Origin of the sequence: Streptomyces sp. NPDC001544 (assembly GCF_042894285.1) — a bacterium.
Taxonomy (GTDB): domain Bacteria; phylum Actinomycetota; class Actinomycetes; order Streptomycetales; family Streptomycetaceae; genus Streptomyces.
In genome coordinates, this window is sequence record NZ_JBIAVN010000015.1 from 169,476 (window position 1) to 192,802 (window position 23,327).

At 71.8% G+C, this 23,327-nt stretch carries 22 protein-coding genes and 2 pseudogenes; 12 read left to right on the plus strand and 12 right to left on the minus strand.

What is annotated here, in order from left to right; all coding sequences use genetic code 11:
- Positions 1-9: 9 nt before the first annotated feature.
- From hypF to ACFY0F_RS30520, 4 genes and pseudogenes are all read right to left on the minus strand, one after another.
- The gene (gene hypF, locus ACFY0F_RS30505; protein ID WP_388801275.1) at positions 10-2,397 is read right to left on the minus strand and encodes a carbamoyltransferase HypF; all 2,388 of its coding nucleotides are present in this window, start codon (positions 2,395-2,397) and stop codon (positions 10-12) included.
- Positions 2,394-3,137, minus strand: a complete 744-nt coding sequence (gene hypB, locus ACFY0F_RS30510) for a hydrogenase nickel incorporation protein HypB (RefSeq protein ID WP_388801278.1) — start codon at positions 3,135-3,137, stop codon at positions 2,394-2,396. Before hypB ends, hypF begins: the two co-directional genes overlap by 4 nt.
- 3 nt (positions 3,138-3,140) lie before the next feature.
- Positions 3,141-3,536, minus strand: a complete 396-nt coding sequence (locus ACFY0F_RS30515) for a hydrogenase maturation nickel metallochaperone HypA (RefSeq protein WP_388801281.1) — start codon at positions 3,534-3,536, stop codon at positions 3,141-3,143.
- Between the two features lie 286 nt (positions 3,537-3,822).
- Positions 3,823-4,149: pseudogene (locus tag ACFY0F_RS30520) on the minus strand (helix-turn-helix domain-containing protein); the annotation flags it as partial.
- Positions 4,150-4,516: 367 nt separating this feature from the next.
- On the opposite strand from ACFY0F_RS30520, the gene ACFY0F_RS30525 reads away from it, so the two are divergent.
- Positions 4,517-5,137 (plus strand): L-threonylcarbamoyladenylate synthase, encoded by a 621-nt coding sequence (locus ACFY0F_RS30525; protein WP_388801284.1) that lies wholly within the window; start codon positions 4,517-4,519, stop codon positions 5,135-5,137.
- A 120-nt stretch (positions 5,138-5,257) separates the two neighbouring features.
- Complete coding sequence (locus tag ACFY0F_RS30530) at positions 5,258-6,016, plus strand: dienelactone hydrolase family protein (protein WP_388801287.1); 759 nt, start codon at positions 5,258-5,260, stop codon at positions 6,014-6,016.
- Positions 6,017-6,078: 62 nt separating this feature from the next.
- Here the strand turns inward: ACFY0F_RS30530 and ACFY0F_RS30535 are convergent.
- Positions 6,079-6,282 (minus strand): annotated as a pseudogene (locus ACFY0F_RS30535) (hypothetical protein); the annotation flags it as partial.
- Positions 6,283-6,572: 290 nt separating this feature from the next.
- Here ACFY0F_RS30535 and ACFY0F_RS30540 point away from each other — a divergent pair.
- Positions 6,573-7,697, plus strand: coding sequence for an aminotransferase class I/II-fold pyridoxal phosphate-dependent enzyme (locus ACFY0F_RS30540; RefSeq protein ID WP_388801290.1), 1,125 nt, complete (start codon positions 6,573-6,575; stop codon positions 7,695-7,697).
- Positions 7,694-8,287, plus strand: a complete 594-nt coding sequence (locus tag ACFY0F_RS30545; protein ID WP_388801293.1) for a hypothetical protein — start codon at positions 7,694-7,696, stop codon at positions 8,285-8,287. The genes ACFY0F_RS30540 and ACFY0F_RS30545 overlap by 4 nt, the downstream gene beginning before the upstream one ends.
- On the opposite strand, the gene ACFY0F_RS30550 is transcribed toward ACFY0F_RS30545, so the two are convergent.
- Entirely contained in the window at positions 8,234-9,190 is a 957-nt protein-coding gene (locus tag ACFY0F_RS30550; protein ID WP_388801295.1) for a hypothetical protein, read from the minus strand. The two genes, ACFY0F_RS30545 and ACFY0F_RS30550, sit on opposite strands and share 54 nt — an antisense overlap.
- 238 nt (positions 9,191-9,428) lie before the next feature.
- Here ACFY0F_RS30550 and ACFY0F_RS30555 point away from each other — a divergent pair, with 238 nt between their 5' ends.
- Both ACFY0F_RS30555 and ACFY0F_RS30560 read left to right on the plus strand, forming a co-directional pair.
- The gene (locus ACFY0F_RS30555; RefSeq protein WP_388801298.1) at positions 9,429-10,931 is read left to right on the plus strand and encodes a metallophosphoesterase family protein; all 1,503 of its coding nucleotides are present in this window, start codon (positions 9,429-9,431) and stop codon (positions 10,929-10,931) included.
- 75 nt (positions 10,932-11,006) lie between these two features.
- The gene (locus tag ACFY0F_RS30560) at positions 11,007-12,065 is read left to right on the plus strand and encodes an LLM class flavin-dependent oxidoreductase (protein ID WP_388801301.1); all 1,059 of its coding nucleotides are present in this window, start codon (positions 11,007-11,009) and stop codon (positions 12,063-12,065) included.
- Here ACFY0F_RS30560 and ACFY0F_RS30565 read toward each other — a convergent pair.
- Together ACFY0F_RS30565 and ACFY0F_RS30570 are read right to left on the minus strand one after the other, a co-directional pair.
- A complete protein-coding gene (locus ACFY0F_RS30565) occupies positions 12,037-13,017 on the minus strand; it encodes a TauD/TfdA dioxygenase family protein (RefSeq protein WP_388801304.1) in 981 nt (326 codons plus the stop codon). The two genes, ACFY0F_RS30560 and ACFY0F_RS30565, sit on opposite strands and share 29 nt — an antisense overlap.
- A gap of 75 nt (positions 13,018-13,092) precedes the next feature.
- The gene (locus ACFY0F_RS30570) at positions 13,093-13,983 is read right to left on the minus strand and encodes a helix-turn-helix domain-containing protein (RefSeq protein ID WP_388801307.1); all 891 of its coding nucleotides are present in this window, start codon (positions 13,981-13,983) and stop codon (positions 13,093-13,095) included.
- 148 nt (positions 13,984-14,131) lie between these two features.
- Here ACFY0F_RS30570 and ACFY0F_RS30575 point away from each other — a divergent pair, with 148 nt between their 5' ends.
- From ACFY0F_RS30575 to ACFY0F_RS30585, 3 genes are all read left to right on the plus strand, one after another.
- On the plus strand, positions 14,132-15,007 hold the full coding sequence (locus ACFY0F_RS30575; protein WP_388801309.1) for an oxidoreductase: 876 nt from the start codon (positions 14,132-14,134) through the stop codon (positions 15,005-15,007).
- Positions 15,008-15,073: 66 nt separating this feature from the next.
- On the plus strand, positions 15,074-15,709 hold the full coding sequence (locus ACFY0F_RS30580; RefSeq protein ID WP_388801312.1) for a DNA polymerase ligase N-terminal domain-containing protein: 636 nt from the start codon (positions 15,074-15,076) through the stop codon (positions 15,707-15,709).
- An 88-nt stretch (positions 15,710-15,797) separates the two neighbouring features.
- Positions 15,798-16,232: a cupin domain-containing protein gene (locus ACFY0F_RS30585; protein ID WP_388801315.1), complete on the plus strand. Its 435-nt coding sequence runs from the start codon at positions 15,798-15,800 to the stop codon at positions 16,230-16,232.
- A gap of 34 nt (positions 16,233-16,266) precedes the next feature.
- On the opposite strand, the gene ACFY0F_RS30590 is transcribed toward ACFY0F_RS30585, so the two are convergent.
- The 4 genes from ACFY0F_RS30590 to ACFY0F_RS30605 all read right to left on the minus strand — a co-directional run bounded on the left by ACFY0F_RS30590 (position 16,267) and on the right by ACFY0F_RS30605 (position 20,036).
- Positions 16,267-18,603: a SpoIIE family protein phosphatase gene (locus tag ACFY0F_RS30590; protein ID WP_388801318.1), complete on the minus strand. Its 2,337-nt coding sequence runs from the start codon at positions 18,601-18,603 to the stop codon at positions 16,267-16,269.
- Between the two features lie 54 nt (positions 18,604-18,657).
- On the minus strand, positions 18,658-19,125 hold the full coding sequence (locus ACFY0F_RS30595) for a peroxiredoxin (RefSeq protein ID WP_388801320.1): 468 nt from the start codon (positions 19,123-19,125) through the stop codon (positions 18,658-18,660).
- Positions 19,122-19,502, minus strand: coding sequence for a DoxX family protein (locus ACFY0F_RS30600; protein WP_388801322.1), 381 nt, complete (start codon positions 19,500-19,502; stop codon positions 19,122-19,124). The genes ACFY0F_RS30595 and ACFY0F_RS30600 overlap by 4 nt, the downstream gene beginning before the upstream one ends.
- 63 nt (positions 19,503-19,565) lie before the next feature.
- Complete coding sequence (locus tag ACFY0F_RS30605) at positions 19,566-20,036, minus strand: MarR family winged helix-turn-helix transcriptional regulator (RefSeq protein ID WP_388801376.1); 471 nt, start codon at positions 20,034-20,036, stop codon at positions 19,566-19,568.
- Positions 20,037-20,239: 203 nt separating this feature from the next.
- On the opposite strand from ACFY0F_RS30605, the gene ACFY0F_RS30610 reads away from it, so the two are divergent.
- From ACFY0F_RS30610 to ACFY0F_RS30620, 3 genes are all read left to right on the plus strand, one after another.
- Complete coding sequence (locus ACFY0F_RS30610; protein WP_388801325.1) at positions 20,240-20,704, plus strand: SH3 domain-containing protein; 465 nt, start codon at positions 20,240-20,242, stop codon at positions 20,702-20,704.
- 197 nt (positions 20,705-20,901) lie between these two features.
- Entirely contained in the window at positions 20,902-21,660 is a 759-nt protein-coding gene (locus tag ACFY0F_RS30615; RefSeq protein ID WP_388801327.1) for a DUF2690 domain-containing protein, read from the plus strand.
- Positions 21,661-22,316: 656 nt separating this feature from the next.
- The gene (locus ACFY0F_RS30620) at positions 22,317-23,297 is read left to right on the plus strand and encodes an ATP-dependent DNA ligase (protein ID WP_388801379.1); all 981 of its coding nucleotides are present in this window, start codon (positions 22,317-22,319) and stop codon (positions 23,295-23,297) included.
- Positions 23,298-23,327: the final 30 nt, after the last annotated feature.

Below are 23,327 nucleotides of genomic sequence, written 5' to 3' on the forward strand. Positions count from 1 at the left end.
CGCTGTGGGTCAATCGGGAAGTCCGGCGCGGGCGGCCACCACGAGCTGGCCGAGGGCCAGGCCGCCGTCGCCCGGCGGGACCAGGTGGTGGCGCAGCACCGTGAAGCCGTCGCCGTCCAGGGCCGCGGCGCAGGCCGAGGACAGCAGGGAGTTGAGGAACACGCCGCCGGTGAGGGCGACGGTGTTCACCCCGTGCCGTTCCCGGGCGTGTACGCAGAGCCGGTGGACCAGGTCGGCGACGCCCCGGTGGAACCGGGCCGCGACGGTCGCCGCCGCTGCGCCCGCCCTCAGGTCGGCCACGATGGCCGCGAGGACGGGTGCCGGATCCGCCGGCACGGGGCCTTCGCCGGGCCGCGCCGGCAGGGCGAAGGTGTAGGCGCCGCCGTCCTCCGTGCGGTCGTCCAGCGCGGCGGCCTCCAGCTCCATGGCCGCCTGTGCCTCGTAGCCGGCCCTGTGGCACACCCCGGCGAGCGAGGAGACGGCGTCGAACAGCCGTCCCATGCTGGAGGTGGGCACGCAGTTGAGGTCACGCTCCAGTTGCCGTGCCAGTACGGCCATCTCGTCGCGCGGGCAGGCCCGCACGCAGGGCAGGTCGGCGGACCAGTCGAGTCCGGCCGCGCGCAGATGGGCCAGGGCCATGCGGTAGGGCCGGCGGACCGCCGAGTCGCCCCCGGGCAGGGGCACGTAGGCGAGGTGGGCGAAGCGGGTGAAGCCGTCGTAGTCGGCGAGCAGGAACTCCCCGCCCCACACCGCCCCGTCGTCTCCGTACCCGGTGCCGTCGAAGGCGACCCCGAGCACCGGCCGGGTGCCGTCCAGGCCGTTCTCGGCCATCGCGGCGGCGACATGGGCGTGGTGGTGCTGGACGCGCACGACGGGACGGCCCGCCGCGTTCCGCTCGGCCCACCCGGCGGAGCGGTAGCCGGGATGCCGGTCGGCCGCCAGCAGCGCGGGCCGGACCGGGGTGAGGGACTCCAGCTGGGTCACGGCACGGGCGAAGGCCCGCTGGGTGGCGAGGTCGTCCATGTCGCCGATGTGCGCCGACAGCCAGGCGCGGCGGTCCTCGCCCAGGCAGAAGGTGTTCTTCAGGTCACCGCCGACGGCCAGCGCCGGGCGCACCGGCACCGGCAGGTCCAGTGGCAGGGGTGCGTGACCACGGGCCCGGCGCACCACGAGCGGTTCACCGTCGCACACGCGAACCACGGAGTCGTCGCACGGCACGTGGATCGGCCGGTCGTGGGTGAGCCAGGCGTCGGCCAGGTGCGCCAGCCGCTCCAGGGCTTCGGCGTCGTCGGTGACGATCGGCTCGCCGGAGACGTTGCCGCTCGTCATGACCAGCAGGCCGGGTCCTTCGACGTCCCCCGGCAGGCCGAGCAGGAGGTGGTGGACCGGGGTGTAGGGCAGCATGACGCCGAGGTCGGGGCTGCCGGGGGCGACGGCCGGGGCCGGGCGGGGCCGGCCGGGCGGATGCGAGGCGTCCGCGCGGCGGCGCAGCAGCACGATCGGCCGCGCGGGGCCGTCGAGCAGGGCGCGCTCCTCGGGGCCGAGGTGCACCAGGTGCTCGATGTCATCGGCCGACCTGGCCATGAGGGCGAACGGCTTGTCCCCGCGGGCTTTGCGTCGGCGAAGAAGGGCGACGGCGTCGGGGGCAGTGCCGTCGCAGGCCAGGTGGTAGCCGCCGAGCCCCTTGACGGCGAGGATCGCACCGTCGGCCAGCAGAGCGCGGGCGGCGGCGACCGGGTCCGCCGTGCCGGTCTCCGCCGGTGCCGCGCCCGGGTGCGCGGGGGCGGTGAGCAGGCGCAGGCGCGGGCCGCAGTTCGGGCAGGCGACCGGCTGGGCGTGGAAGCGCCGGTCGGCGGGGTCGGCGTACTCACGGGCGCAGTCGGGGCACATGGGGAAGCCGGCCATGGTGGTGTGCGCCCGGTCGTAGGGCAGACCGGTGACGATGGTGAACCTAGGGCCGCAGTGGGTGCAGTTCACGAACGGGTGGCGGTGGCGGCGGTCCGCGGGGTTCGCCAGTTCACTCAGACACGCCGTGCAGGTCGCGGTGTCCGGCGGGACCAGGGTGCGGGCCGGGCCGCCGCCGCGGGAGGCGAGGATGGTGAACGCGGCGGAGCCGGCGGCGGGCACCTCCTGGTGGTCGACCGCGTCGACGCGGGCCAGGGGCGGCGCGTCCCGCGCGATCCGCTCGCAGAACCGGGCCACGGCGTCCGGCGCCCCCTCGACCTCCGCGACCACGCCCTCGGGGGTGTTGGTCACGTGCCCGGTCAGCTCCAGGGAGGTGGCGAGGCTGTGCACGTAGGGCCGGAAGCCGACGCCCTGCACCACACCCCGCACGATGATCCGGCGGCGCAGGGCGGCGCGGCGGCCGGCGTCGGCGGGCGGGGGCAGGACGCTCACGAGCGGGACGGGGCACCGGCGGTGACGTCGGTGGGGAGGGCGTGTTCGTGCGGGGGGCGGCCCATGACGGGGGTGTGCAGCAGGGCGCCGTCCGCCGCCGCCAGCGCCCGGTCGAGCAGGGCGCCGGGTCCCTGAGCACCGCGCACCGAGGTGAGCAGCACCTCCACGCCGGGGTTCACCCGTTCGACGTTGGCGCGGAACTCCGCCTCGTCGAAACCGACGGCCTCGGCGATGTCGGTCTTGGTGACGACCACCAGGTGGGCGAGACCGAAGGCGGTGGGGTACTTCAGCGGCTTGTCCTCGCCCTCCGTCACCGAGGCCAGGACGACCCGGAGCGTCTCCCCGAGGTCGTAGGAGGCCGGGCAGACGAGATTGCCGACGTTCTCCACGAACAGCAGCCGGGTGGGTTCCGGCAGCCAGCCCTGGAGGTGCCGGGCCAGCATCGCGGCCTCCAGGTGGCACAGACCGTCGGTGAGGATCTGCTTGACGGGGACGCCCGAACGCGCCAGGCGTGCGGCGTCGTTCTCGGTGGCGAGGTCGGCGGTCAGGGCCGCGACCGGCACGGACCGCTCCCGGGCCAGGGTGAGTTCCTGTTCGAGCAGGGCGGTCTTGCCGCTGCCCGGGCTGGACAGCAGGTTGACGACGGTGGTGCCCAGGGCCGCGAGTTCCTCACGCAGGGTGCGCGCGGCCTCGTCGTTCCGGGCGAGCACGGCCTGTTGCAGGTCGACCACACGGCACATGGTTCAGCGCTCCTCGGGGATCGGTTCGCGGGTGGCCGCGGGCGGCGCACCGGTTTCCCAGCGCACGGCGGCGATGCGCAGCTCACGGCCGGACAGCAGCTCGGTGGTCCCGCCCTCGCACCGGGGGCAGTTCAGCAGGGGTGGCATGCCGACGGCCCACTCGTGCGCGCACGGCCCGCAGCGGGCCAGGCCCGGCAGCGTGTCGACGACGAGCTCGGCGCCCTCCAGGACGGTCCCCGCGCAGCCCAGTTCGAAGGAGAAAGCCAGCGCGTCGGGGACGACACCGGCGAGTTCGCCCACCTCGAGCCGCACCGATCGCACTACGGTGACGTCACCGGCCCGCTGCGCCGCTTCCTCCACCTCTTCGATCACCGCGAGCGCGATGGACATCTCGTGCATCTGCCTCCGTCCTGGCGCGAGCCGTCCGTCCACGGTCCGCGGCATCCCATTAGAGGCAGGGCACCGACGAAGCCCGGACCGGCGCGCCGTCGCGGCGCCACGGGGTCCGCCGTTCGCCGCAACAACACGGGGCTGTCGGCGCCGCCGTCATCCGCGCAGTGTCCGGGCCCCTGGTGGGGCCCGACCGGTCCCCCGTGCCGGTCGGGCGCCCCCGGGAGTGCCGAAGGTATGTGTGAGCCGGCCCGTTGGTGTATCGCACCGGTGCCCGACGGGGCCGGTGGAGGGCTCACCCGTGCACAGGTGCGTCCGATGAGCCCTGTTTCGCCCGGCCCGGTTCGGGTGCGGTCAGGTCACCGACGGCGAGATGGGCGAGGACGACCTCGTAGAGATCGGTGCCGGCGGCGAGGAGGCGGCGTTCGAGGACGGGCTCGGCGCCGCGGACGTGGTCGCGGACCGTCTGCGCGGGCACACCGAGTGCCTGGGCCGCTCGTTCGGCGTTGCCGCCCGCTGCGATCCAGGCGCGCAGCGTGCCGCGCGGGTCCCGTCCGTCCTGCTCCAGGCGGCCGAGGAGGTCGTGCGCCCAGGTGCGCAGCGCGGGCCCGGCGAGCAGGTCACCGCGTCCGCTCGGCCAGCCACCTCGGGCCTCTCCCCTCGTCTCTCGCGTCGGCCTCTCGACGTTGACCTCGGCATACGCGGGGGAAGTTACCGCACGCACGACCTGGGCTTCCTCGTGACCGCGCTCCGCTCCGGGGGGCCGGAGGTACGGCTCCGCCGGCGGACACGGGGGGAGGTGAGCCGCCGGCGGAGACACGCTGCCCGGGGCCGGGGGAAGTCCACCGGGCGCTTCGTTGCTCGGGTGCCCGGGAACGCGCGCCCCACACCTGCGAGTTTCGGGGCGGTCGGCTCGGACTTTCCGGGGCGGCTCCGCGCGGGCGAGGACGTCGACGACGATCACCCCGTGGTCGGCATAAGCTCGACAGATGGCGAAGTACTTCGACGTGCACCCCGACAACCCGCAGCCGCGCAGCATCTCGCAGATCGCCGACGCGATCCGCTCGGGGGCACTCATCGCATACCCGACCGACTCCTGCTACGCCCTGGGCTGCCGGCTGGGCAGCCGCGACGGCATCGACCGGATCCGGTCCATCCGGAACCTCGACGACCGGCACCACTTCACGCTGGTGTGCCGCGACTTCGCGCAGCTCGGCCAGTTCGTTCGGGTGGACAACGACGTGTTCCGGGCGGTCAAGGCGTCGACGCCCGGCAACTACACCTTCATCCTGCCGGCGACCAGGGAGGTGCCCCGCAAGCTGCTGCACCCGAAGAAGAAGACCGTCGGCGTGCGTATCCCCGACCACGTGGTCACCCAGGCCCTGCTGGCCGAACTCGGTGAGCCGCTGCTGTCCAGCACGCTGCTGCTCCCTGACGAGAAGGAGCCGATGACGCAGGGCTGGGAGATCAAGGACCGCCTGGACCACGTGGTGGACGCGGTGGTCGACTCCGGTGACTGCGGGACCGAACCGACCACGGTCGTCGACTTCTCCGGTGGCGAGGCGGAGATCATCCGGGTGGGGGCGGGCGACACGTCGCGCTTCGAGTGACCCCGTCCCGGGGGACGGGGCCCGTGCCGCCGTCGGGATCTTGCGTGGCAGCATGACCGTAGACGCCGTGCCGGGGAGGCAGGCACCCCGGCGCCCACCCAGCAGGGAGGCACTTCCGTCATGACCGCCGCACAGGGCACCTCCGTGGACGTCCCGACCCAGGACGGCACCGCCGACGCCTACCTGGCCCACCCCGCCGACGGCCGCCCCCGCCCGGCCGTCCTGCTGTACCAGGACGCCTTCGGCCTGCGTCCGCATCTGAGGTCGATGGCCGACCGGCTCGCCGGGGCCGGCTACACGGTGCTGGTGCCGAACCTGTTCTACCGGAACGGGCGGGCCCCGGTGGTGGAGCTGCCGGAGTTCATCGACCCCGACGCGCGCCCGCAGATGTGGGAGCAACTGTTCCCGCTCATGCAGTCGCTGACGCCCGAGGTCGTCCAGCGGGACGCGGGCGCCTACCTGGAGTGGCTGGCCGGCAGCCCGCTGGCCGCCGACGGCCCGGTCGCGGTCACCGGCTACTGCATGGGAGCCCGGCTGGCCCTGTCCACCGCGGCCGCTCATCCGGACCGGGTGGCGGCCGTCGCCGGGTTCCACGGCGGACACCTCGTCACCGACGCCCCGGACAGCCCTCATCTGACCGCCCGGCACATCACCGCCGAGGTGTACTTCGGGCACGCGGGCCAGGACCCGTCCCTGCCCGAGAAGCAGGTCAGGGCGTTCGAGGAGGCCCTCACCGCGGCGGGTGTCCGGCACCGCTGCGAGGTCTACGCCGGCGCCCATCACGGTTACACGCAGGCCGACACGGCGGCGTACGACCGGGAGGCCGACGAGCGGCACTGGGCGGCGCTGCTCGATCTGCTGGGGCGCACCCTGGGCTGAGACGCGCGTGTCCCGCACGCGGACGGCTTCCGCGTGCGGGACACATCGGTCGGTACCGGGGATCAGCCGGTCGTCAGGGCGGTGTCGTCCACGACGAAGCCGGTCTGCAGCGAGGAGTCCTCGACGCCGCTGAACTTGACCGTCGAGCCCGCGAAGGAGGACAGGTCGAAGGTCTTCTGGGTGTACCCGGAGGCCTTGTCGAGGTTCGAGTACGTGGCCAGGGTGGTCGATCCGGCGGTGACCGTCAGCTTGTCGTAGGCCGTGCTAAGGAGGGGCAGCGGGGAGGATCTGTGTGCTGAGGGAGAATGACATTCTTGACGGGCACATGCCAGCACAAGCCGTGGTAATCAAGGGTTTTCCCATCCGGTAGCCAGGGGCCCACCCTCGCCCGCGCCCGCGCATGCGCCCGCGCATGCGGCCACGGTTGCCCGCAAGATCGGGGCACGCACCCTTGGACTGCCCTATGGCCGGGGCCGGCCCAACTCTGGAAGAATAATTCGTTCAGTGCCGGCCCGGGCGCAGGGAGTAACACATGGATCGTCAGACACTTACGTCCATGGAAGCAACCGCCCTCACGTCTCTCCATCAAGCGCTCAACGTCACCGACGGCCACCCTCGAATGCCGCGTACCGCCAGCCAGACAGAGATCGTCGGCAGGATCCCTGAATTCTTCGCAGAGGTCGAGAGACGGCCGTTCAATGATGTGGAAGACGAGGCGCATGGCGTCTTCTTGGCAAGTATCGGTCAACGTTTGGCGCCGGTCGGCTCCGGTAGGATTGTGAGCTGCTATTCCTCGACTATTTCCATGGACATCGTCGCCAGGGCTTTGTCCGTCTCCCATCGGCAGGCGACGATACTCCACCCGACGTTCGACAACATAGCAGACCTTTTCAGGGCCAGGGGGTTTGACCTTGCACCTGTAAGCCAGGCGCAGTTGGTGGAACGCCGCCTCTCCGCTGTCGAAGAGTCGAGCGTCCTGGTCTTGACGACACCGAACAATCCAACCGGTGAGGTCTTGGCCCCCCAAGTACTTCGCGATATCGCACATCACTGTGAGGAGAACGATGTCACCTTGGTTCTGGACGCGAGCTTCCGAGGGCAGGACCCACGAGCCCAATACGATCACTATGCCATTCTGGAGTCCACCGGGGCAAAGTGGATATTGATCGAGGACACCGGCAAACTGTGGCCCTTTCATGAATTGAAGGCAGGTTTCACAGCGTGGTCCTTGAATGTGACTGCCCCCATCCGGCGAGCATTCGATGAAATTCTGCTGTCCTGCTCTCCCGTCGTCCTCAGAATTGTCACAGAATTAGCGCGTGACGGATCAGAAGGGGGGTACTGCGCATTCCGGGGAGAAATAAACAGGAACCGAAGCGCGCTGGCTGCCGAGATCGACGGTTCAGCGTATTCCCTAACCGACCCCGAGTCCAGAATAAGTGTGGCAAGGGTGACGCTGCCAGCCCAGAGCAAGAAGGCCCGCGAGATGTACTTGGAACTAGTGAGGCATGGCGTGCACGCGCTGCCTTGCGAGCCGTTCTATTGGAACAGCCCCGACGCAGGAAGTCGCTATCTGCGCTTCTCCTTGGCCAGACCGGAAAAGACAGTCCTCGACTCGGTTCGAACGCTCCTCGGACTGGGGCGTGCAGGGCTACGCCCAAGGGGAAGTGAAAGCCCGTGATAAATACCCACTATGTACTTGCCGCGCTGGCGTTCAATTTCCTGGGGACCGGTTTCTATATCACCAAATCCCTCCACCGTAAGGTCCAGCCCCACTTGGTGACATTTGGGATCTGGGCGTTTGCTCCGCTCGTCGGCTTTGCGGCGCAGACCGCCATGCACGTCGGGCCCCCTGCCCTTGTGACACTGGTGGTGGGTGTGAATCCGCTTTTGATCCTGCTCTTTGCGCTCCGCAGCCCTGACGCACATTGGAAGCTCACGCGCTTCGATCTGGCCTGTGGAGCACTGGCCCTTCTCGGACTGGGCCTCTGGGCATGTCTCCGCAACGCAACGTACGCCATTCTGCTTTCCATCGCATCGGACTTCATGGCATCGTTGCCGACATATCGCAAGTCGCTGAGCAATCCGGAAAGTGAGTCCTCCGTTCTCTATATATTCCTCACCATCAGCGCCACGATCACATTGCTCACGATCAAGGATTGGTCGCTGGCCAATTATGCCTTCTCCGCATACTTGGCGACCCTGGGAGCCAGTCTCTCAGTCATCATTCTGCTGGGACGGGTCAGAGGGAGAGGGTTGCTGCACCCGTGAAGGAAGATCACGTCGAATGATTGTCCGGGTCAGAGGATCGTCATCTATTTGGTCCCAGATTTCACGGAAGATGGACACAAGTTGCTTGCTCGGATCCTCGATGAGGATTTCTCCCCAGATCGTAAGCCGCTGCTCGCCCTGTCCGTATTCTTGAAGCTGAAGCACAAGTCTGCTTCGATCGATCAGCATGAATTTAAAAGGGAACCTCGTGCGAGCCACACGAAGGGATACTCGCGAATTGCGCTCTTCACGCATGTCCAGCATGTCATGACAATGACCGATGAACGTTGAGCTCTTGGCCCGTAATGGTGCTGCGGTCGGGTTCATCACTTGGACTATCCTCTTGTACGCTACCCCCGGGGTCAGTGAGTCGATTAGCCGAATGAGCTCCCGAAAGAAGTCTTCTGAATGCTGGGAGTCCATGGACTCGTCCGGCCAGTGTCCCTCTTCGGACAAAATATCTAGAACGCACAGCTCTTCTTGAACTGAGAAGATGAGCTGCGCACTCTTGTCTTCGTCCAGGGTCTCCATTGCATTGACGTCGGACAGCAGTAGTCTGCTCACCCGGAGTCCGAACTGGGCCGAGAGATTGCGCAGCTCTGTGCTGAGTATGCTGGAGGTCCGAGAAAGAACAGCGTTCTGTTCCGCTCTCTCTTGGTCGATCGCTGCCACCAGCGCTCGCGCATCACCGAGCAGTTGGTCATTGGTACCTCGATGCGAGTCGATCAGCGCTCCGAGAGCTGCCAGAGTGCCGATTGCCAACATCGCCAGCACGGTCGCAATTGCTGCCACTACGCGCAGATCCGTATTCAGTAACTCCTGGACAACGGCTCCCAGGATTGCACCGATTCCGCCACCCAGAACAGCCAGGATCGCCCGAGAGTGGCGTCTGAACCAGGCCATCTGTTCCCCCCGCCCCCCAATTTGCGCCACGGCGCGATTGCGTGGCGATTTTCCAGTGTATGGAAATACTCTCGCTCATGACAAGAGTGCCGGTCCTTAAGACCTGCCCTGTCTTTCGGACCCCGGGCTGATGTTGATTATCCGTACGACGGCGGTGAGCCGTCGGTGGCTCACGGGCCATACGCTCAACCATGACCCTCCAACCGGCGGGCGACAGGCCGTTGTTACGGTGCACGGCGTGTCTGACTCCTCGCGCGATACCGCGGAAGGCGCCGGCTGGGGCGCTGCCGAACCCGGCGACTACCGGCGGCTGATGCCGGGCCACGTCGAGAAGTTGTCGTGGCTGAATCCGAGAACGCTGTGGGCCGCCCGCAACGGCGTGCTGGCGTCCTGGTTCGGCGACCCCACGGGACACACCCGCGGCCGCTGGGTGGCACAGCGGGCCGCCGCCGGAGTCCGGGCCGACAAGGTGATCCGGCGCGACGACGCGGACCGGTTCTCCTTCATGGTCATCGGCGACACCGGAGAGGGCGACGCCTCCCAGTACGCGGTCGTGCCCGGCTTTCTGAAGACCGGTCAGGACACCGCCTTCGCCGTGATCGCCAGTGACGTGATCTATCCCGTCGGCAGCACCGACGACTACGGCCCCAAGTTCTTCCGCCCCTACCAGGACTACCGGGCGCCCGTCTACGCCGTACCCGGCAACCACGACTGGTACGAGGACCTCGGCGCGTTCATGCGCGTCTTCTGCGACGACGCCCCGCCCCTCGCCCCCGAACCGGCGCCCCGCCCCCTCACCCGCGCCTGGTGGCGCGCCCTGCTGTGGCACAGGCCGCGCCCGGCGGACGAGCAACGCCTCGCCGCCGCGCGGACGTTGCGTTCGGCTCCGGAGCAGCGGGCGGTACAGCCGGGACCGTACTGGGCGATCGACGCGGGGCCCCTGCGGATCATCGGGATCGACACCGGGCTGCTGGGGGGCATCGACGCCGAACAGGGAGCGTGGCTGCGCGAGGTCGCGCGGGGGCCGCGTCCGAAGATCCTCGTCACCGGCTCGCCCCTGTACGTGGACGGTGAGCACCACCCGTGCGCCATCGAGGGCGGCGGCACCGTCGACGACATCGTGCGCGACCCGGACCATCACTTCGTGGCGGCGATCGGCGGCGACATCCACAACTACCAGCGCTATCCGGTCGACGTGGACGGCCGGACCGTCCAGTACGTCGTCTCCGGCGGCGGCGGAGCCTTCATGCACGCCACGCACACCATCCCGCGGATCTCCGTGGGCGGCGTCACCGAGCGGGACTTCCGCTGCTATCCCCTGCGCGGCGACTCCCTGGCCTTCTACAGCCGGCTGTACGGTCACCGGCTGCGGCTGCGCCGCTTCTTCACCCTCACCGAGGCCGAGGCGACCGCCGTCGTCGCCGAGCGGCTGGGCATCGCGCCGACCCGCTCCCCCGGCGCCCCGGTCCGCATCACCCACCGCGTCCGGCTGGTCGCGAGCCTGCTGGGCGCGGGGCGCCGTCCCGAGCGGCGGTCCCGGTTCCGGCTGCCGGTGCGCAAGATCTACACCCAGCTGTTCTCACCGGGCTCGGCCACGTACAGCCCGCCCTTCTTCAAGTCCTTCCTGCGTCTCGACGTCACCCCGGAGGCCATCAGGCTGCGCTGCTTCGCCGCGACCGGGAACCGTGCGCAGGAGGCCGAACCGCCGGTCGAGGACGAGGTCGTCATCCCGCTGTTCTGATCACACGCCCGCAACACTCGGCTGCGACAATCGGCTCAGAACTCGAGAACCGACGTACGACCGCCGGAGGAGCCCATGCCGTCCGCCGCACGCCCCCTGCGCAAGCTGGGCTTCCTCACCATCGGCCTGTTCGACGCGGCCGATCCGCGCCGCGGCCACGAGTCCACCCTCGAGATCATCGAGCTCGGCGAGCGGCTGGGCTTCGACAGCGCCTGGGTGCGCCACCGCCATCTGCAGTACGGCATCTCCTCGCCCGTCGCCGTGCTGGCCGCGGCCTCGCAGCGCACCCGCCGCATCGAGCTGGGCACCGCGGTCGTCCCGCTCGGCTGGGAGAACCCGCTGCGCCTCGCGGAGGACCTGGCGACCGTCGACATCCTCTCCGGCGGGCGTCTGAACCCGGGCGTCAGCGTGGGTCCGCCCATGCACTACGACCAGGTGAAGGAGGCCCTGTACCCGGACACCGCCGACGCCGAGGACTTCTCCTACGAGCGGGTGCGGCGGCTGCTGGACTTCGTACGGGGCAAGCCGGCCACGGACTTCAGCGGGGTCGAGGGTTTCGAAGTGTTCTCCGACGTCGTGCAGCCGCACTCCCCCGGGCTGGGCCGCCGCCTCTGGTACGGCGGCGGGAGCCTCGGGTCGGCGCGCCGGGCGGGCGAGTACGCCATGAACTTCCTGACCAGCAGCGTCGTCAAGGCGGAGGACGCGGACCGGCCCGCCGACTTCGCGGAGATCCAGCTCTCCCACATCCGGGAGTTCCGCGCCCACCACCCCGAGGGCGAGGCGGCCCGGGTGTCCCAGGGCCTCGTGGTGATCCCCACCGACTCCGCCACGCCCGAGCAGCGCTCCAGATACGAGGAGTACGCCGCGAAACGCCTGCCCCGCACCGCCTCCCCGCAGGGCCCGGCGCGGCTGCTGTTCGCGCCGGACCTGGTCGGCACCTCGGCCGAGATCGCCGAACGGCTGCAGGCGCACGCCGCGTTCCGGGAGGTCGACGAGGTGGCCTTCGCGCTGCCGTTCACCTTCGAGCACGAGGACTACGTACAGATCCTCACCGACATGGCCGAGCGGCTGGGTCCGGCGCTGGGATGGCGGCCCCCCGTCCGACTCACCAGCGGCCCGCCTCGGTTCCGGTGACCGGCTCGGACGGTCTGCCGTCCACGCCCACCGGCACCTCGCCCGCGAGCATCACCCGGTGCATGATCCGCGGAAAGTCCAGGTGGGCGTTGTCGCTGGGGGCGAGGTGGATGGTGGCCCGGTTGTCCCAGAAGGCGACGCTGCCGGGCTCCCAGCGGAACCGGACCGTGTACTCGGGGCGCACCGCCTGCTCCAGGAGCATCTCCAGCAGGGCTGCGCTCTCCGGTCGGGAGACGTCCGTGATCTGCTCGACGTAGTAGCCGTTGACGAACAGCACCCGCTCCCCCGTCTCCGGGTGGACGCGGACCAGTGGGTGCACGGAGGCGACCTGGTGGTCCAGGAGGTGACGGACGTACGCGTCGTCGCCCGGACGCGGCTGGTAGCCGACGCCGAGCCGGTGCTCGGACCGCAGCCCGTCCACGAACGCCCTGACGGGCGCGGACAGTCCGGCGTACGCGGCGGCCAGGTTCGACCAGGTGGTGTCGCCGCCGTAGGGCGGGACGGTCTCGGCGCGCAGAATGGTCGCGGCGGGCGGGTCGATCCGGGCGCCGTGGTCGCAGTGCCAGCCGCGCAGCAGGGTGTGCCGGCGCCGTCGGAGCCACTCGTCGTGGTCCATGCCGAACCGTCCGCCCAGCTCCAGCCGGTCCGCGGTGGTCTCCACCTCGGGGAAGCCGGGCGGTGAGGCGCTTCCGCGCCGTCCGAGGACGACCGGCTCACCGAACCGGCGCGCGAAGGCGACATGCCCGGCGTGGTCGAGCCCCTGTCCGCGGAAGAACACGACCTTCCAGCGCAGCACGGCCTGCCTGATCAGGTCGACCACCGCGTCGTCGAGGTGTCCGGCCAGGTCGACGCCCGTGACCTCGGCGCCGATGTGCCCGGCGACCGGCCTGACCTCGGCCCCCGCGACCCGGGCCGCCACCGCTCGGTCCGCTGTGTCCCTGTCCGTCGTCATGCGCGCTCCGCTGGTCGTCCGAAGTCGTCCCGGCGATCATCACACGCCCCGTCCGTGCGGACGAGGAGTTCCCGGCTACCGCTCCTCGATCCGCTCCGGCGTGTCGGTGCCCGCGCCGTCGTACCCGGCCGCGGTGAGGCTGCCGAGGATGTCCAGCAGTTCGGCGCCGCGGCTGCCGGGCCCGGCGTGGAAGACGACGAGGGTGAGGTCGTCGGCGCTGTCCACGGACAGCTTGTTGGAGTGCAGTTCCAGGTCGCCGACCTGCGGGTGCCGCAGGTGGCTGACCCTGGCCCGCCGGGGTCGTACGTCGTGGCGGGCCCACAGCGTGCGGAACCGCTCGCTGCGCACCGACAGCTCGCCCACCAGCTCCAGCAGCCGTGGGTCGTCGACGTCCGCACCGGCACGGGCACGCAGGGTCGCCACGCCCTCCTCGGTGAGGTCCTCCCAGTCCCGGCGCAGCGCGCGCTCGGCGGGGTCGAGGAAGACGGCCCGCAGCACGTTGACACCGGGTGCGTAGTTCGGGGTGAGGGCCGTGGCCAGGGTGTTCGAGGCGAGCACGTCGGCGAAGCGGTTCTGGACGTAGGCGGGGTTGCGGGTCCAGCCGTCGATGAGCTGCAGGATGCCGGCCGGGACCGTCTCCCGCGGGCGCGCTCCGCCCGCCGTCCGTCCGCTCCTCGTGCCCTCGGCCGGGCGCTCCCGGGCCAGGCCGAGCAGGTGGGCGGTGGTCGCGTCGTCCAGCCGCAGCACCCGGGCGATGGCCTGCAGCACCTGGACGGAGGGGTTGCGGTCGCGGCCCTGCTCCAGGCGCAGATAGTAGTCGGCGCTGATCCCGGCCAGCAGCGCGACCTCCTCGCGTCGCAGCCCCGGCACGCGGCGCAGTCCGCCGCCGGGCAGCCCGGCGTCCTCCGGCCGCACCAGCGCCCGCCGGGCACGCAGGAAGTCTCCGAGGGCGTTCTTGGCGTCCATGGCTCCACCGTACGGCCCGGCCCCGGCCGGGTGACTGTCCCTCTCACCCCCAGGAACACGGGGGCACTGCCGTCGCCTGCCGGGCCGGAGCACGGTGGACGTCATGGGGCACCGGAGGCACCGGTGCCTGATGAACGAGAGGTATGACATGACTGCACAGCTCGGCGGGACCGTCACCCCGGCCGGCGGTCCGGCCCTGACCCGTATCGGCTACGGCGCCATGCAACTGGCAGGCCCGCACGTCTTCGGTCCGCCGAGGGACCGCGACCGGGCGGTGGCGGTACTGCGCGCGGTGGTGGAGGCGGGGATCACCCACATCGACACCGCAGACTTCTACGGGCCGGTGGTCGTCAACGAGATCATCAGAGAGGCCCTGCACCCCTACCCCGAGGGGCTGAGCATCGTCACCAAGGTGGGCGCCCGGCGGGGAGCCGACGGCGGCTGGATCATCTCCCGGCACCCGGCCGACCTCAAGGCGCAGGTGCACGACAATCTGCGGCATCTGGGCCTGGAGGCCCTGGACGTGGTCAACCTGCGCCTCGGCGACCTGGACGCCCCCAACGAGGACTCGATCGCCGAGCAGTTCGGCGCGCTGGCCGAACTGCGGCAGCAGGGCCTGATCCGGCATCTGGGGCTCAGCGCCGCGTCGGCCGCACAGCTCGACGAGGCGCGTGCCATCGCGCCCGTGGTCACCGTGCAGAACCTGTACAACCTGGCCAACCGACAGGACGACGCCCTGGTGGAGCGCACGGCGGCCGAGGACATCGCGTTCGTGCCGTACTTCCCGTTGGGCGGGTTCACGCCGCTGCAGTCCGGGACACTGACGAAGGTGGCCGCCCGCCTGGGCGCCTCGCCGCAGCAGGTGGCGCTGGCCTGGCTGCTGGCACGGTCGCCGAACATCGTGCTCATCCCGGGCACCTCCTCTCCGGAGCACCTGCGCGAGAACATCGCCGCCGCCGGCCTGGTGCTGCCCGACGACGCGGTCGCCGAGCTGGACGGCATCGGGGGGCAGTCCGACGGCTGAACCGCCTGCCGCGCCTGCCGCGGGGTACCCGGAGCGCCTGGGGCGGACGCAGGGAAGGAGCGGCGGGTGGCCGGCGGAACGGACGACCGACTGCGGGAGTACCGCGGCAAGCGGGACTTCGAGAGGACCCGCGAACCGTCGGGGAAGGCGCCGTCGGCCGGGGACGCGCCCCGGTTCGTCGTCCAGATCCACGACGCGCGCCGGATGCACTTCGACTTCCGGTTGCAGGTCGGTGACGTGCTGAAGTCCTGGTCGGTCCCCAAGGGCCCGTCCACCGATCCGCGCGACAGGCGACTGGCGGTGCCCACCGAGGACCACCCTCTGGAATACGAGGACTTCGAGGGTGTGATCCCCAGGGACGAGTACGGCGGCGGCACCGTGATCGTCTGGGAGCGCGGGACGTACGAACCGCTCAGCCACGACCGCAGGGGCCGGCCCGTCGACTTCGCTCAGTCGCTGGAGCGCGGGCACGCGACCTTCCGGCTGCACGGGAGCAAGCTGCACGGCGAGTACGCCCTCACTCGGTTCCGCTCCGGTGACGGCGGCGAGGAGGAGGCCTGGCTGCTGGTGAGGAAGGGCTCCGCACGGGGCGCGGGGCACGGCACCCCGGACCCCCGGCGGGCCCGCTCGGTGCGCACCGGCCGCACGCTCGCCCAGGTCGCGGCGGACGACGGCGAGGAGTGGGAGCGGGCGGCCGGCTGAGCCGGATCCCCTGATTCCGGCCCCAACTGCCCATCGGTCCCTCTATGTTCGCGGCGGGTATCCGTTCGCGTCCCCTGGAGGCTCCCGCATGCGCACCGCACTCCGCACCGTCGTCACCGGCGCGGTGACCGCCGCCGCCCTGTTCACCTGCGGCCCCGCCGGAGCCACCCCGGCGGGGCCGGGAGTGACCGCCCGGATCATCAGCCGGACCACCGTGGACGGCACCGACTACACCCTGCGGGAGATAACCATCCCGCCCGGCCAGAGCACCGGCTGGCACTACCACGACGGCCCGCTGTACGGCTACGTCGAGCAGGGCACCCTCAGCCACTTCGACTCCGGCTGCGCCTCGGACGGCGTGTACCGGGCGGGCTCCACGATCCAGGAGCCGGCCGGCCCGGACCATGTGCACATCGGGCGCAACCTGGGCGACACGCCGCTCGTGCTCGACGTGCTCTACGTACTGCCGCACGGCGCCCCCTTCTCCGAGGACACGGCGAACCCGGGCTGCCCGTTCCAGTGACCGGTGCGTGCCGGTGATCGGTCCGTGCCGGTGATCAGTCGGGCAGCGGCTGTTCGGCCCAGATCGTCTTGCCGCGGGCCGTCTGCCGGCTGCCCCAGCGCTGGGTGAGCTGGGCGACCAGCAGCAGTCCGCGGCCTCCCTCGTCGTAGGCGTGCGCCCGGCGCAAATGGGGTGAGGTGGAACTGCCGTCCGACACCTCGCAGATGAGGGCCCCGTCGCGGATCAGTCGCAGCCGGATGGGCGGTACGCCGTAGCGGATCGCGTTGGTGACCAGTTCGCTGACGACGAGTTCGGTGATGAACGCGACCTCGTCCAGCCCCCAGGCGGCCAGTTGCCCCGTGGCCGCCTGCCGGGCGGTGGCCACCTCGGCCGGGTCCGGCGGGACGTCCCAGGTGGCGACCCGGTCGGCGCCGAGCGCGCGGGTGCGGGCGAGGAGGAGGGCCACGTCGTCGCTGGGCTGCTCGGGCAGGACGGTCTTCAGTACGATGTCGCCGAGCGCCTCGAGGGAGTCCGCGGGGATGGTCAGCGCACGGCACAGCTCCTCGGTCGTACGGTCCACGTCGCGGTCGCGGTCCTCGACGAGGCCGTCGGTGTACAGGGCGAGGACCGAGCCCTCGGGCAGCTGGATCTCGGTCGCCTCGAACGGCAGGCCGCCGACACCGAGCGGCGGCCCGGCGGTCATCGGGACGAGCTGCGCACTCCCGCCGGGCGTCACCAGGGCCGGGGCGGGGTGGCCGGCGGCGGCCAGGGCGAGCCGGCGCGAGACCGGGTCGTAGACGGCGTACAGGCAGGTGGCGCCCAGCTCGGCGACCTCCTCGCCGCTGCCGTCGGCCGCCAGGTGGGTCACCAAGTCGTCCAGGTGGGTGAGCAGCTCGTCCGGGGGCAGGTCGACGTCCGCCAGCGTGCGTACGGCGGTGCGCAGCCGGCCCATGGTCGCGGACGACTGGATGCCGTGTCCCACCACGTCCCCGACGACCAGGCCGACCCGGCTGCCGGACAGCGGAATGACGTCGAACCAGTCGCCGCCGATACCGGCCAGCGACCCGCACGGCAGATAGCGGTGGGCGACCTCCACCGCGGCCTGCCCGGGCAGTCCGCGGGGCAGGAGACTGTGCTGCAGGGCGAGGGCGGTGGTGCGCTCGCGGGCGAAGCGGCGGGCGTTGTCGACGCAGACGGCGGCCCGGCTGGCGAGTTCCTCGGCGAACATCGCGTCGTCGGCGCCGTAGTCGTCGGGGTGGGCTATGCGCACGCCGACCGCCACGCCCAGCGTGACGCCCCGGGCCCGCAGCGGTACGGCGAACATCGAGTGGACACCCTGCCGGTACCGGCGGCCCTCAGGACGCCGGGCGTTGCGTTCGGCGACCCAGCGGACGAAGTCCGGCTCTCCCTCCTGTCCCAGCACGGCCCGTCCCTCGCGCAGCGCCCGTGCGGGCGGGGTGGACTCCCCGTAGACGTCCGTCTGGCCCAGGTGCAGGACGGCCTCGGGGGTGCCCTCGATGGCCGAACCGTGGGCGACCCGGCGCAGCACGACGTCCCCGGACGGGATCATCGGCGGTTCGTCGGCCCCGAGGACCCAGTCGAGCAGGTCGACGCTGGCGAAGTCGGCATAGTGGGGCACCAGGAGTTCCACGACCTCCTCGGCGGTGCGTACGACGTCCAGGCTGGTGCCGATCGTGGCAGCCGCCTCGTTCAGCAGTGCCAGCCGCCGTCGGGCCCAGCGCTGCTCGGTGCTGTCGAGTGCCGCCAGGGCGACACCGGTCACCTCGCCGGTGGCGGAGCGCACCGGCCACATCTCGATGCTCCACGCGTGCTCCCGGTACGGTGCCGGTGCGCCGCCGAAGCTCTCGAAGCGGACCGGGCGGCCGGTCTCGGTGATCTGCCGCAGATGGCGCAGGAAGTCCCGGCTGTACTCGCTGTCCTCGATGGTTTCGGCGAAGTACCGGCCGAGCAGCGTCTCCTCGGGCACTCCCATCACCTGGCAGGCCACGTGGTTCATCCGCAGATAGCGCTGCCGGGTGTCGAAGACCGTCATGGACATCGACGCCTGCTGGAAGGCCCGGCCCGCGAGGGTGACCTCGCCGTCCTCGGGCGGACGGGCGGTGACGACGTACCCGGTCGGCCGGGCGTCGGCGCCGAGCACCGGGCACGCCGTGAGGGTGAGCTCGACGCGGTGGCCGTCCCGGTGGCGCAGCGCGACGGGACCGGTGCGGGCGGCGACGGTGCCGGGGGGCGGGTCCTCGGCGAGCAGTCCGGCTGCCGGCCGCCCCACGACCTCCTCGGCGGAGTGGCCCGTGAGCAGCCGGGCGCCCTCGCTCCATCCGGTCACGAAGCCCAGGGCGTCAAGGGTCGCCACAGCAGCGACATGCTCCATACGCCCCAGAATGATCCCTTTGCCTCCCGGCATCAAGCGCGCACGAGCCGCGCCTCACCCCCGGTGGGTGCGCAGCGCCGCCAGGGCCCGGTCGGCGTGCGTGTTCATGCGCAGTTCGCTGCGCACGACCTCCAGGACCGTGCGGTCCTCGGCCAGCACGAAGGTGACCCGTTTGGTCGGTGCGAGCGAGAAGCCGCGCTTCACACCGAACCGCTCGCGGACCGTGCCGTCGGCGTCGGACAGCAGCGTCATGCCCAGCCGGTGCTGCCCGGTGAACTCCCGCTGGCGTTCGACGGAGTCCCCGCTGATCCCCACGGGCCGTGCGCCGACCGCGGCGAACTCGGCGGCGAGGTCGCGGAAGTGGCAGGCCTCGGCGGTGCAGCCGGAGGTCAGGGCGGCGGGGTAGAAGAACAGCACCACGGGGCCCTCGGCGAGCAGGTCCGACAGCCGCCGGGGCACGCCCGTCTCGTCCGGGAGCTCGAAGTCCTCGACCTTGTCGCCGACGCCGATGCGCTCGCTCATGCCCGGCCCTCCGCTCCGCGCGCGATCCCGCGGGCCCACAGCACCAGGGGCACCTGGAGCGGCAGCCGGGCGAGGGCGGCGGCCCTGAGCGGGGCGGGCCGGTGCCGCCAGTCGACGGCCATCTGCACGTTGGCGGGGAACACCCCGACGAAGAAGGCCGCGGCCGCCTTCGCCGTCGCGGACCGCGTGCGCGGCAGCGCCACGCCCGCCGCGAGCGCGAGCTCGACCGCCCCGCTCGCGGACGTCCACGTCCTGGGTGAGCCCGGCAGGGCCCGTGGGATCGTCGCGTCGAACCGGCGCGGCGAGGTGAAGTGGGCGACGCCCGCGACGGCCAGCAGACCGGCGAGCAGCAGGGGCGAGCGTTCGGACCGGGGCACGGTTCCTCCTCGTGGTGACTGGCCCGGATATTACTCCCCGGTAGCACCTCGATCCCCCTCGGCTCAGGCGGAGCCCACCTGCGCGTCCGCGTCCTGACCGGACTCGTCCTCGACGGAATGGGCGAGGAAGTCGTCGACCATGCGGTGGAAGAGGGTGGCCAGCTGACGCAGCTCCTCGGGGGACCAGCCGGCGAGGGCGAGCTGCATGCCGCGCGCCCCGGCCTCCCGGACGCGGTCGACGGCCTGCCGGCCGAGGGAGGTGAGCTCGATGCGCTGGGCGCGCCGGTCGTGGGGGTCGGGGACCCGGGTGACGTACCCCGCCTTCTGGAGCTGCTGGACGGTCCGGGTCACATGGGACGCCTCGACCCCGAGACGCTGGGCGAGCCCCCCCGGCCGCAGCGGCTCGGAGTCGGCGACCTGTCGCAGCAGGGCGACCGCGGCCCGGTCCAGCGGCACACCGGCAAGTGCCATCAGCCGCTCGTGCTGCCGTGCCCTGGTGCTCAGGTAGGTGATGCGGGTCAGGGCGCGCTCGATTAATTAGTACCCCGGGACGACGGGAGACGGGGAAGACGGTGGGACACCTTCCGGCCGCGGACCAGGTGGCCCGGGTGCCGCGTTCCCGGGGACGTCCCCGGTGTCCCAAGGGAGGCGGGGACGGCATCCTGACACCTCGTCACGGACAGGCTGGCCGACGTGGCCACGCTTCGTGGTCACGAGAACGACAGCCGGAGGTTTCCATGATCCGACGGACCGTGCAGAGCGGCCTGCTGACCGCTGTCGCGGTGCTCGCGTTCCTGCCCACGGCGGCAGGCGCCGCCCCGGCGGGCACGACCGCCCCGCACCCGGTGCCCACGGCCACCGCGCAGCACTCCCTCCCCTCCACTCTCCCCGCCCCCGCCCGGCACGCGCCGCGGCACCACACCGCCCACCGCGGCCACCGGGCCACGCACCACGTCCGCCACGCACGGCACCGTGTGGCGGGTCGCGTGGCCACGCACCACCTGGCGCTGAACGTCCGCTCCGGCCCGGGTACCGGCTACCGCGTCGTCGGCCACCGGCACGATCACCGGCTCGTGTACCTGACCTGCGAGAGCTACGGCTCCGGAGTGTTCGGCAACCACGTCTGGTACCGGCTCCGCCACCACAGAGGATTCGTCTCCGCCCGCTATGTGCGGGTCGGCGCCACCCTGCCGTGGTGCTGACGGCCACCGGCCGCCGTACCCCCTGACCGCCGAGGCCTGTTCGGGAACCGCGCACTCCCCCGAACAGGCCTTCGGCACACCCCGCCGCCTCACCGTCCTCATACCTTGCCGCGCGTTGCGGTCGCCGTGTCGTTGGGAAGCCATCCCGGCAACAGGGGCGAAACGCCCATAGAGGATATGAAGTCGAGGGACGCACCATGCGGCACCCCCACGGGCCCACCACTCCGGACGAGTCACTGGTGGCCAGACTGCGCGAGCTGAAGGACCGCACGGGGCTGAGCCTGGCCGCGCTGGCCGCACGCACGCCGTACAGCAAGTCCGCCTGGCACCGGTACCTGACCGGCACCAAGCGCCCGCCCCGCCCGGCCGTGGAGGCGCTCAGCCGCCTCGCGGGCGTGGATCCCGCGCCCGTACTGGCCCTGTGGCAGGCCGCCGACGGCCCACCCGCCCCTAGCCCGCCCCTGAGAACCGGCCGAGCGCGGTCCCGGTGGCGCCGGCTGCCCCTGCCGGCGCTCGTGCTGCTGGGCGTGGCCGCCGCGGTCACCGCCGCACTCGCCTTTTCCGGCCGGCACGGCCCGTCCACCACGCAGGCGGTGGCGGCGCCCCGCTGTCACCGGCGGTCCTGCCAGGGCCGGTTGCCCGACGCGTCGGCCTGTGCGCGGGACGCGCGGACCGGGAGCAGGGTCACCGGCAGCACCTACGACGTCCGACTGCGCTACTCACCGTCCTGCGGCACGGCCTGGTCGGAGCTGCGGATGCGCTCGCCGCGCGCCCGGGAGGTGTCCGTGCGCGCGGGCGAGGACGTGCTCTCGGCTGCGTATCCGGCCGAGGACACCGCCGGGTACACCAGCCCGATGGTCTCCGTGCCGTCACCCCGGGGCGTGGAGGCCTGCGCGGAGGTGGACGGCGAACTGGCCTGCACGGGGCTCTACGTCGAGCCGCCGGCCAGGGGGTGAAGCGCGTCGGCGCCCGCACCCCTGGTCGCGGGTGCGGCGGAGCCGGCGGGCGGTCAGCCGGCGGCGAGCAGTTCCTGCCGGGGCCCGGTGGGTGCGCGAGAGGGCGGACGACGCACTGCTGTACGCCATCCGCCCCCAAGGGGTGTCGATGTCCAGGAACCCGGTGGGGTGTTCGATGCGCACCCGGCCGCCGTGCGCCGGAAGCCGTGCGCCCCCCTCCCCCACTCCCCCGGGCAGCCGCAGGCCCGCCGCGACACCGGCGGCACCCAGGACACCGATCGAGGGGTGGTCCGCCGTATTGCCGCACGGTGGCGGGGGTGCTGTACGGCGCCGCGGCCTCGCCCCGCGCGGTACAGGTCGGTCAGCTCCACTTCTCCCTCGGGCCGGTGCCGGACCGGGGGGAGCGGTCCGGCGCCCGGCCCGAGGGCTCCGCCCGGCGGACACGGCTCCCGCCCCGGTGGCCGACGCGCCCCGGCCGAAGCGGCCGAGGCGCGCTGAGGACGGCCAGGGCCCGGCCGGTGTCCCACTGTCCGGACCCGCCTGACCCGATCCGCCTGCCCCGACCCCCCTGGCGACCCACCGGCCGTTCAGGGGAACCCGCCGGAAAAGGCGCGTGGGCCGGCCCGGCGCGGTCGACATCTTCAGCCGTGACCGCCGTGACGCTGCCGCTGATCCCGCCGATGCTCGCCACGCCCGGCACGCTGCCGCCCGCCGCGCAGGACGCCCGGTGGGCCTACGAGACCAAGCAGGACGGCCAGCGGGTGGTGGTCTACCTGCCCGGCGACGGCAGCCTGCTGCTGCGCGCCCGCTCCGGCGAGGACATCACCGCCGCCTACCCCGAACTGCGGCCGCTCGGCTCCGCTCTCGGCACGACGCCCGCGATCCTGGACGGTGAGATCCTCGCCGTCGACGAACACGGCCGCGCCGACTTCCAGTTGCTGCAGAGCCGCATGGGCCTGGCCCACGCACCGGCGCTGGCGGCCCGTCGGGCGGCCCGGATTCCGGTGCACCTGGTGCTGTTCGACGTGATGCACCTTCAGGGACGCCTCCTCGTCCCCCTTCCCTACGTCCGGCGCCGCGCGCTGCTGGAGGAGCTCGGCCTGGGCGGGCCCTCCTGGTCGACGCCGGCCGCCGTCACCGGGCACGGCACCGAGGCGCTGCGGGCGACCCGGGAGCACGGTCTGGAGGGACTGGTGTGCAAGCGGCTGGACTCGGTGTACGAGCCCGGGGTGCGCTCCAGGGCCTGGATCAAGATCCGGAACCTGCGCAGCGAGGACGTCATCGTGGGCGGCTGGCTGCCCGGCAAGGGCCGGCTGACCGGTCTGCCGGGCGCGGTGCTGGTCGGTCAGCGTGCCGCCGGACGGCTGCGGTACGTCGGCGGGGTGGGCACCGGCTGGAGCGAGGCGGAGCGGGCCGAACTCGCCCTGCTGCTGCGGGCCGCCGAGACCGGCGTGTGCCCCTTCGACCCCGTGCCGTCGGTCTCCGGTGCGCACTGGGTGCTGCCCCGGCTGGTCGGCGAGGTCGGCTACAGCACCCGTACCCGGGCCGGGATGCTGCGCCAGCCGTCCTGGCTGCGACTGCGCCCGGATCTTACGCCGGAGGAGTCGGCGGCGGACCTGCCGGACGACGCTCTCTGACATCACGTCACCGCTGATCGGACTTCACCA

Bases quoted from the DNA above. Each gene is read 5' to 3' on its own strand.
- ACFY0F_RS30595 (WP_388801320.1), bottom strand. From the start codon at position 19,125: ATGAGCGAGCGCATCGGCGTCGGCGACAAGGTCGAGGACTTCGAGCTC.
- ACFY0F_RS30525 (WP_388801284.1), top strand. From the start codon at position 4,517: ATGGCGAAGTACTTCGACGTGCACCCCGACAACCCGCAGCCGCGCAGC.
- ACFY0F_RS30550 (WP_388801295.1), bottom strand. From the start codon at position 9,190: ATGGCCTGGTTCAGACGCCACTCTCGGGCGATCCTGGCTGTTCTGGGT.
- ACFY0F_RS30610 (WP_388801325.1), top strand. From the start codon at position 20,240: ATGATCCGACGGACCGTGCAGAGCGGCCTGCTGACCGCTGTCGCGGTG.
- hypB (WP_388801278.1), bottom strand. From the start codon at position 3,137: ATGTGCCGTGTGGTCGACCTGCAACAGGCCGTGCTCGCCCGGAACGAC.
- ACFY0F_RS30590 (WP_388801318.1), bottom strand. From the start codon at position 18,603: ATGGAGCATGTCGCTGCTGTGGCGACCCTTGACGCCCTGGGCTTCGTG.
- ACFY0F_RS30530 (WP_388801287.1), top strand. From the start codon at position 5,258: ATGACCGCCGCACAGGGCACCTCCGTGGACGTCCCGACCCAGGACGGC.
- ACFY0F_RS30515 (WP_388801281.1), bottom strand. From the start codon at position 3,536: ATGCACGAGATGTCCATCGCGCTCGCGGTGATCGAAGAGGTGGAGGAA.
- ACFY0F_RS30540 (WP_388801290.1), top strand. From the start codon at position 6,573: ATGGAAGCAACCGCCCTCACGTCTCTCCATCAAGCGCTCAACGTCACC.
- ACFY0F_RS30575 (WP_388801309.1), top strand. From the start codon at position 14,132: ATGACTGCACAGCTCGGCGGGACCGTCACCCCGGCCGGCGGTCCGGCC.
- ACFY0F_RS30570 (WP_388801307.1), bottom strand. From the start codon at position 13,983: ATGGACGCCAAGAACGCCCTCGGAGACTTCCTGCGTGCCCGGCGGGCG.
- ACFY0F_RS30585 (WP_388801315.1), top strand. From the start codon at position 15,798: ATGCGCACCGCACTCCGCACCGTCGTCACCGGCGCGGTGACCGCCGCC.
- ACFY0F_RS30615 (WP_388801327.1), top strand. From the start codon at position 20,902: ATGCGGCACCCCCACGGGCCCACCACTCCGGACGAGTCACTGGTGGCC.
- ACFY0F_RS30560 (WP_388801301.1), top strand. From the start codon at position 11,007: ATGCCGTCCGCCGCACGCCCCCTGCGCAAGCTGGGCTTCCTCACCATC.
- ACFY0F_RS30565 (WP_388801304.1), bottom strand. From the start codon at position 13,017: ATGACGACGGACAGGGACACAGCGGACCGAGCGGTGGCGGCCCGGGTC.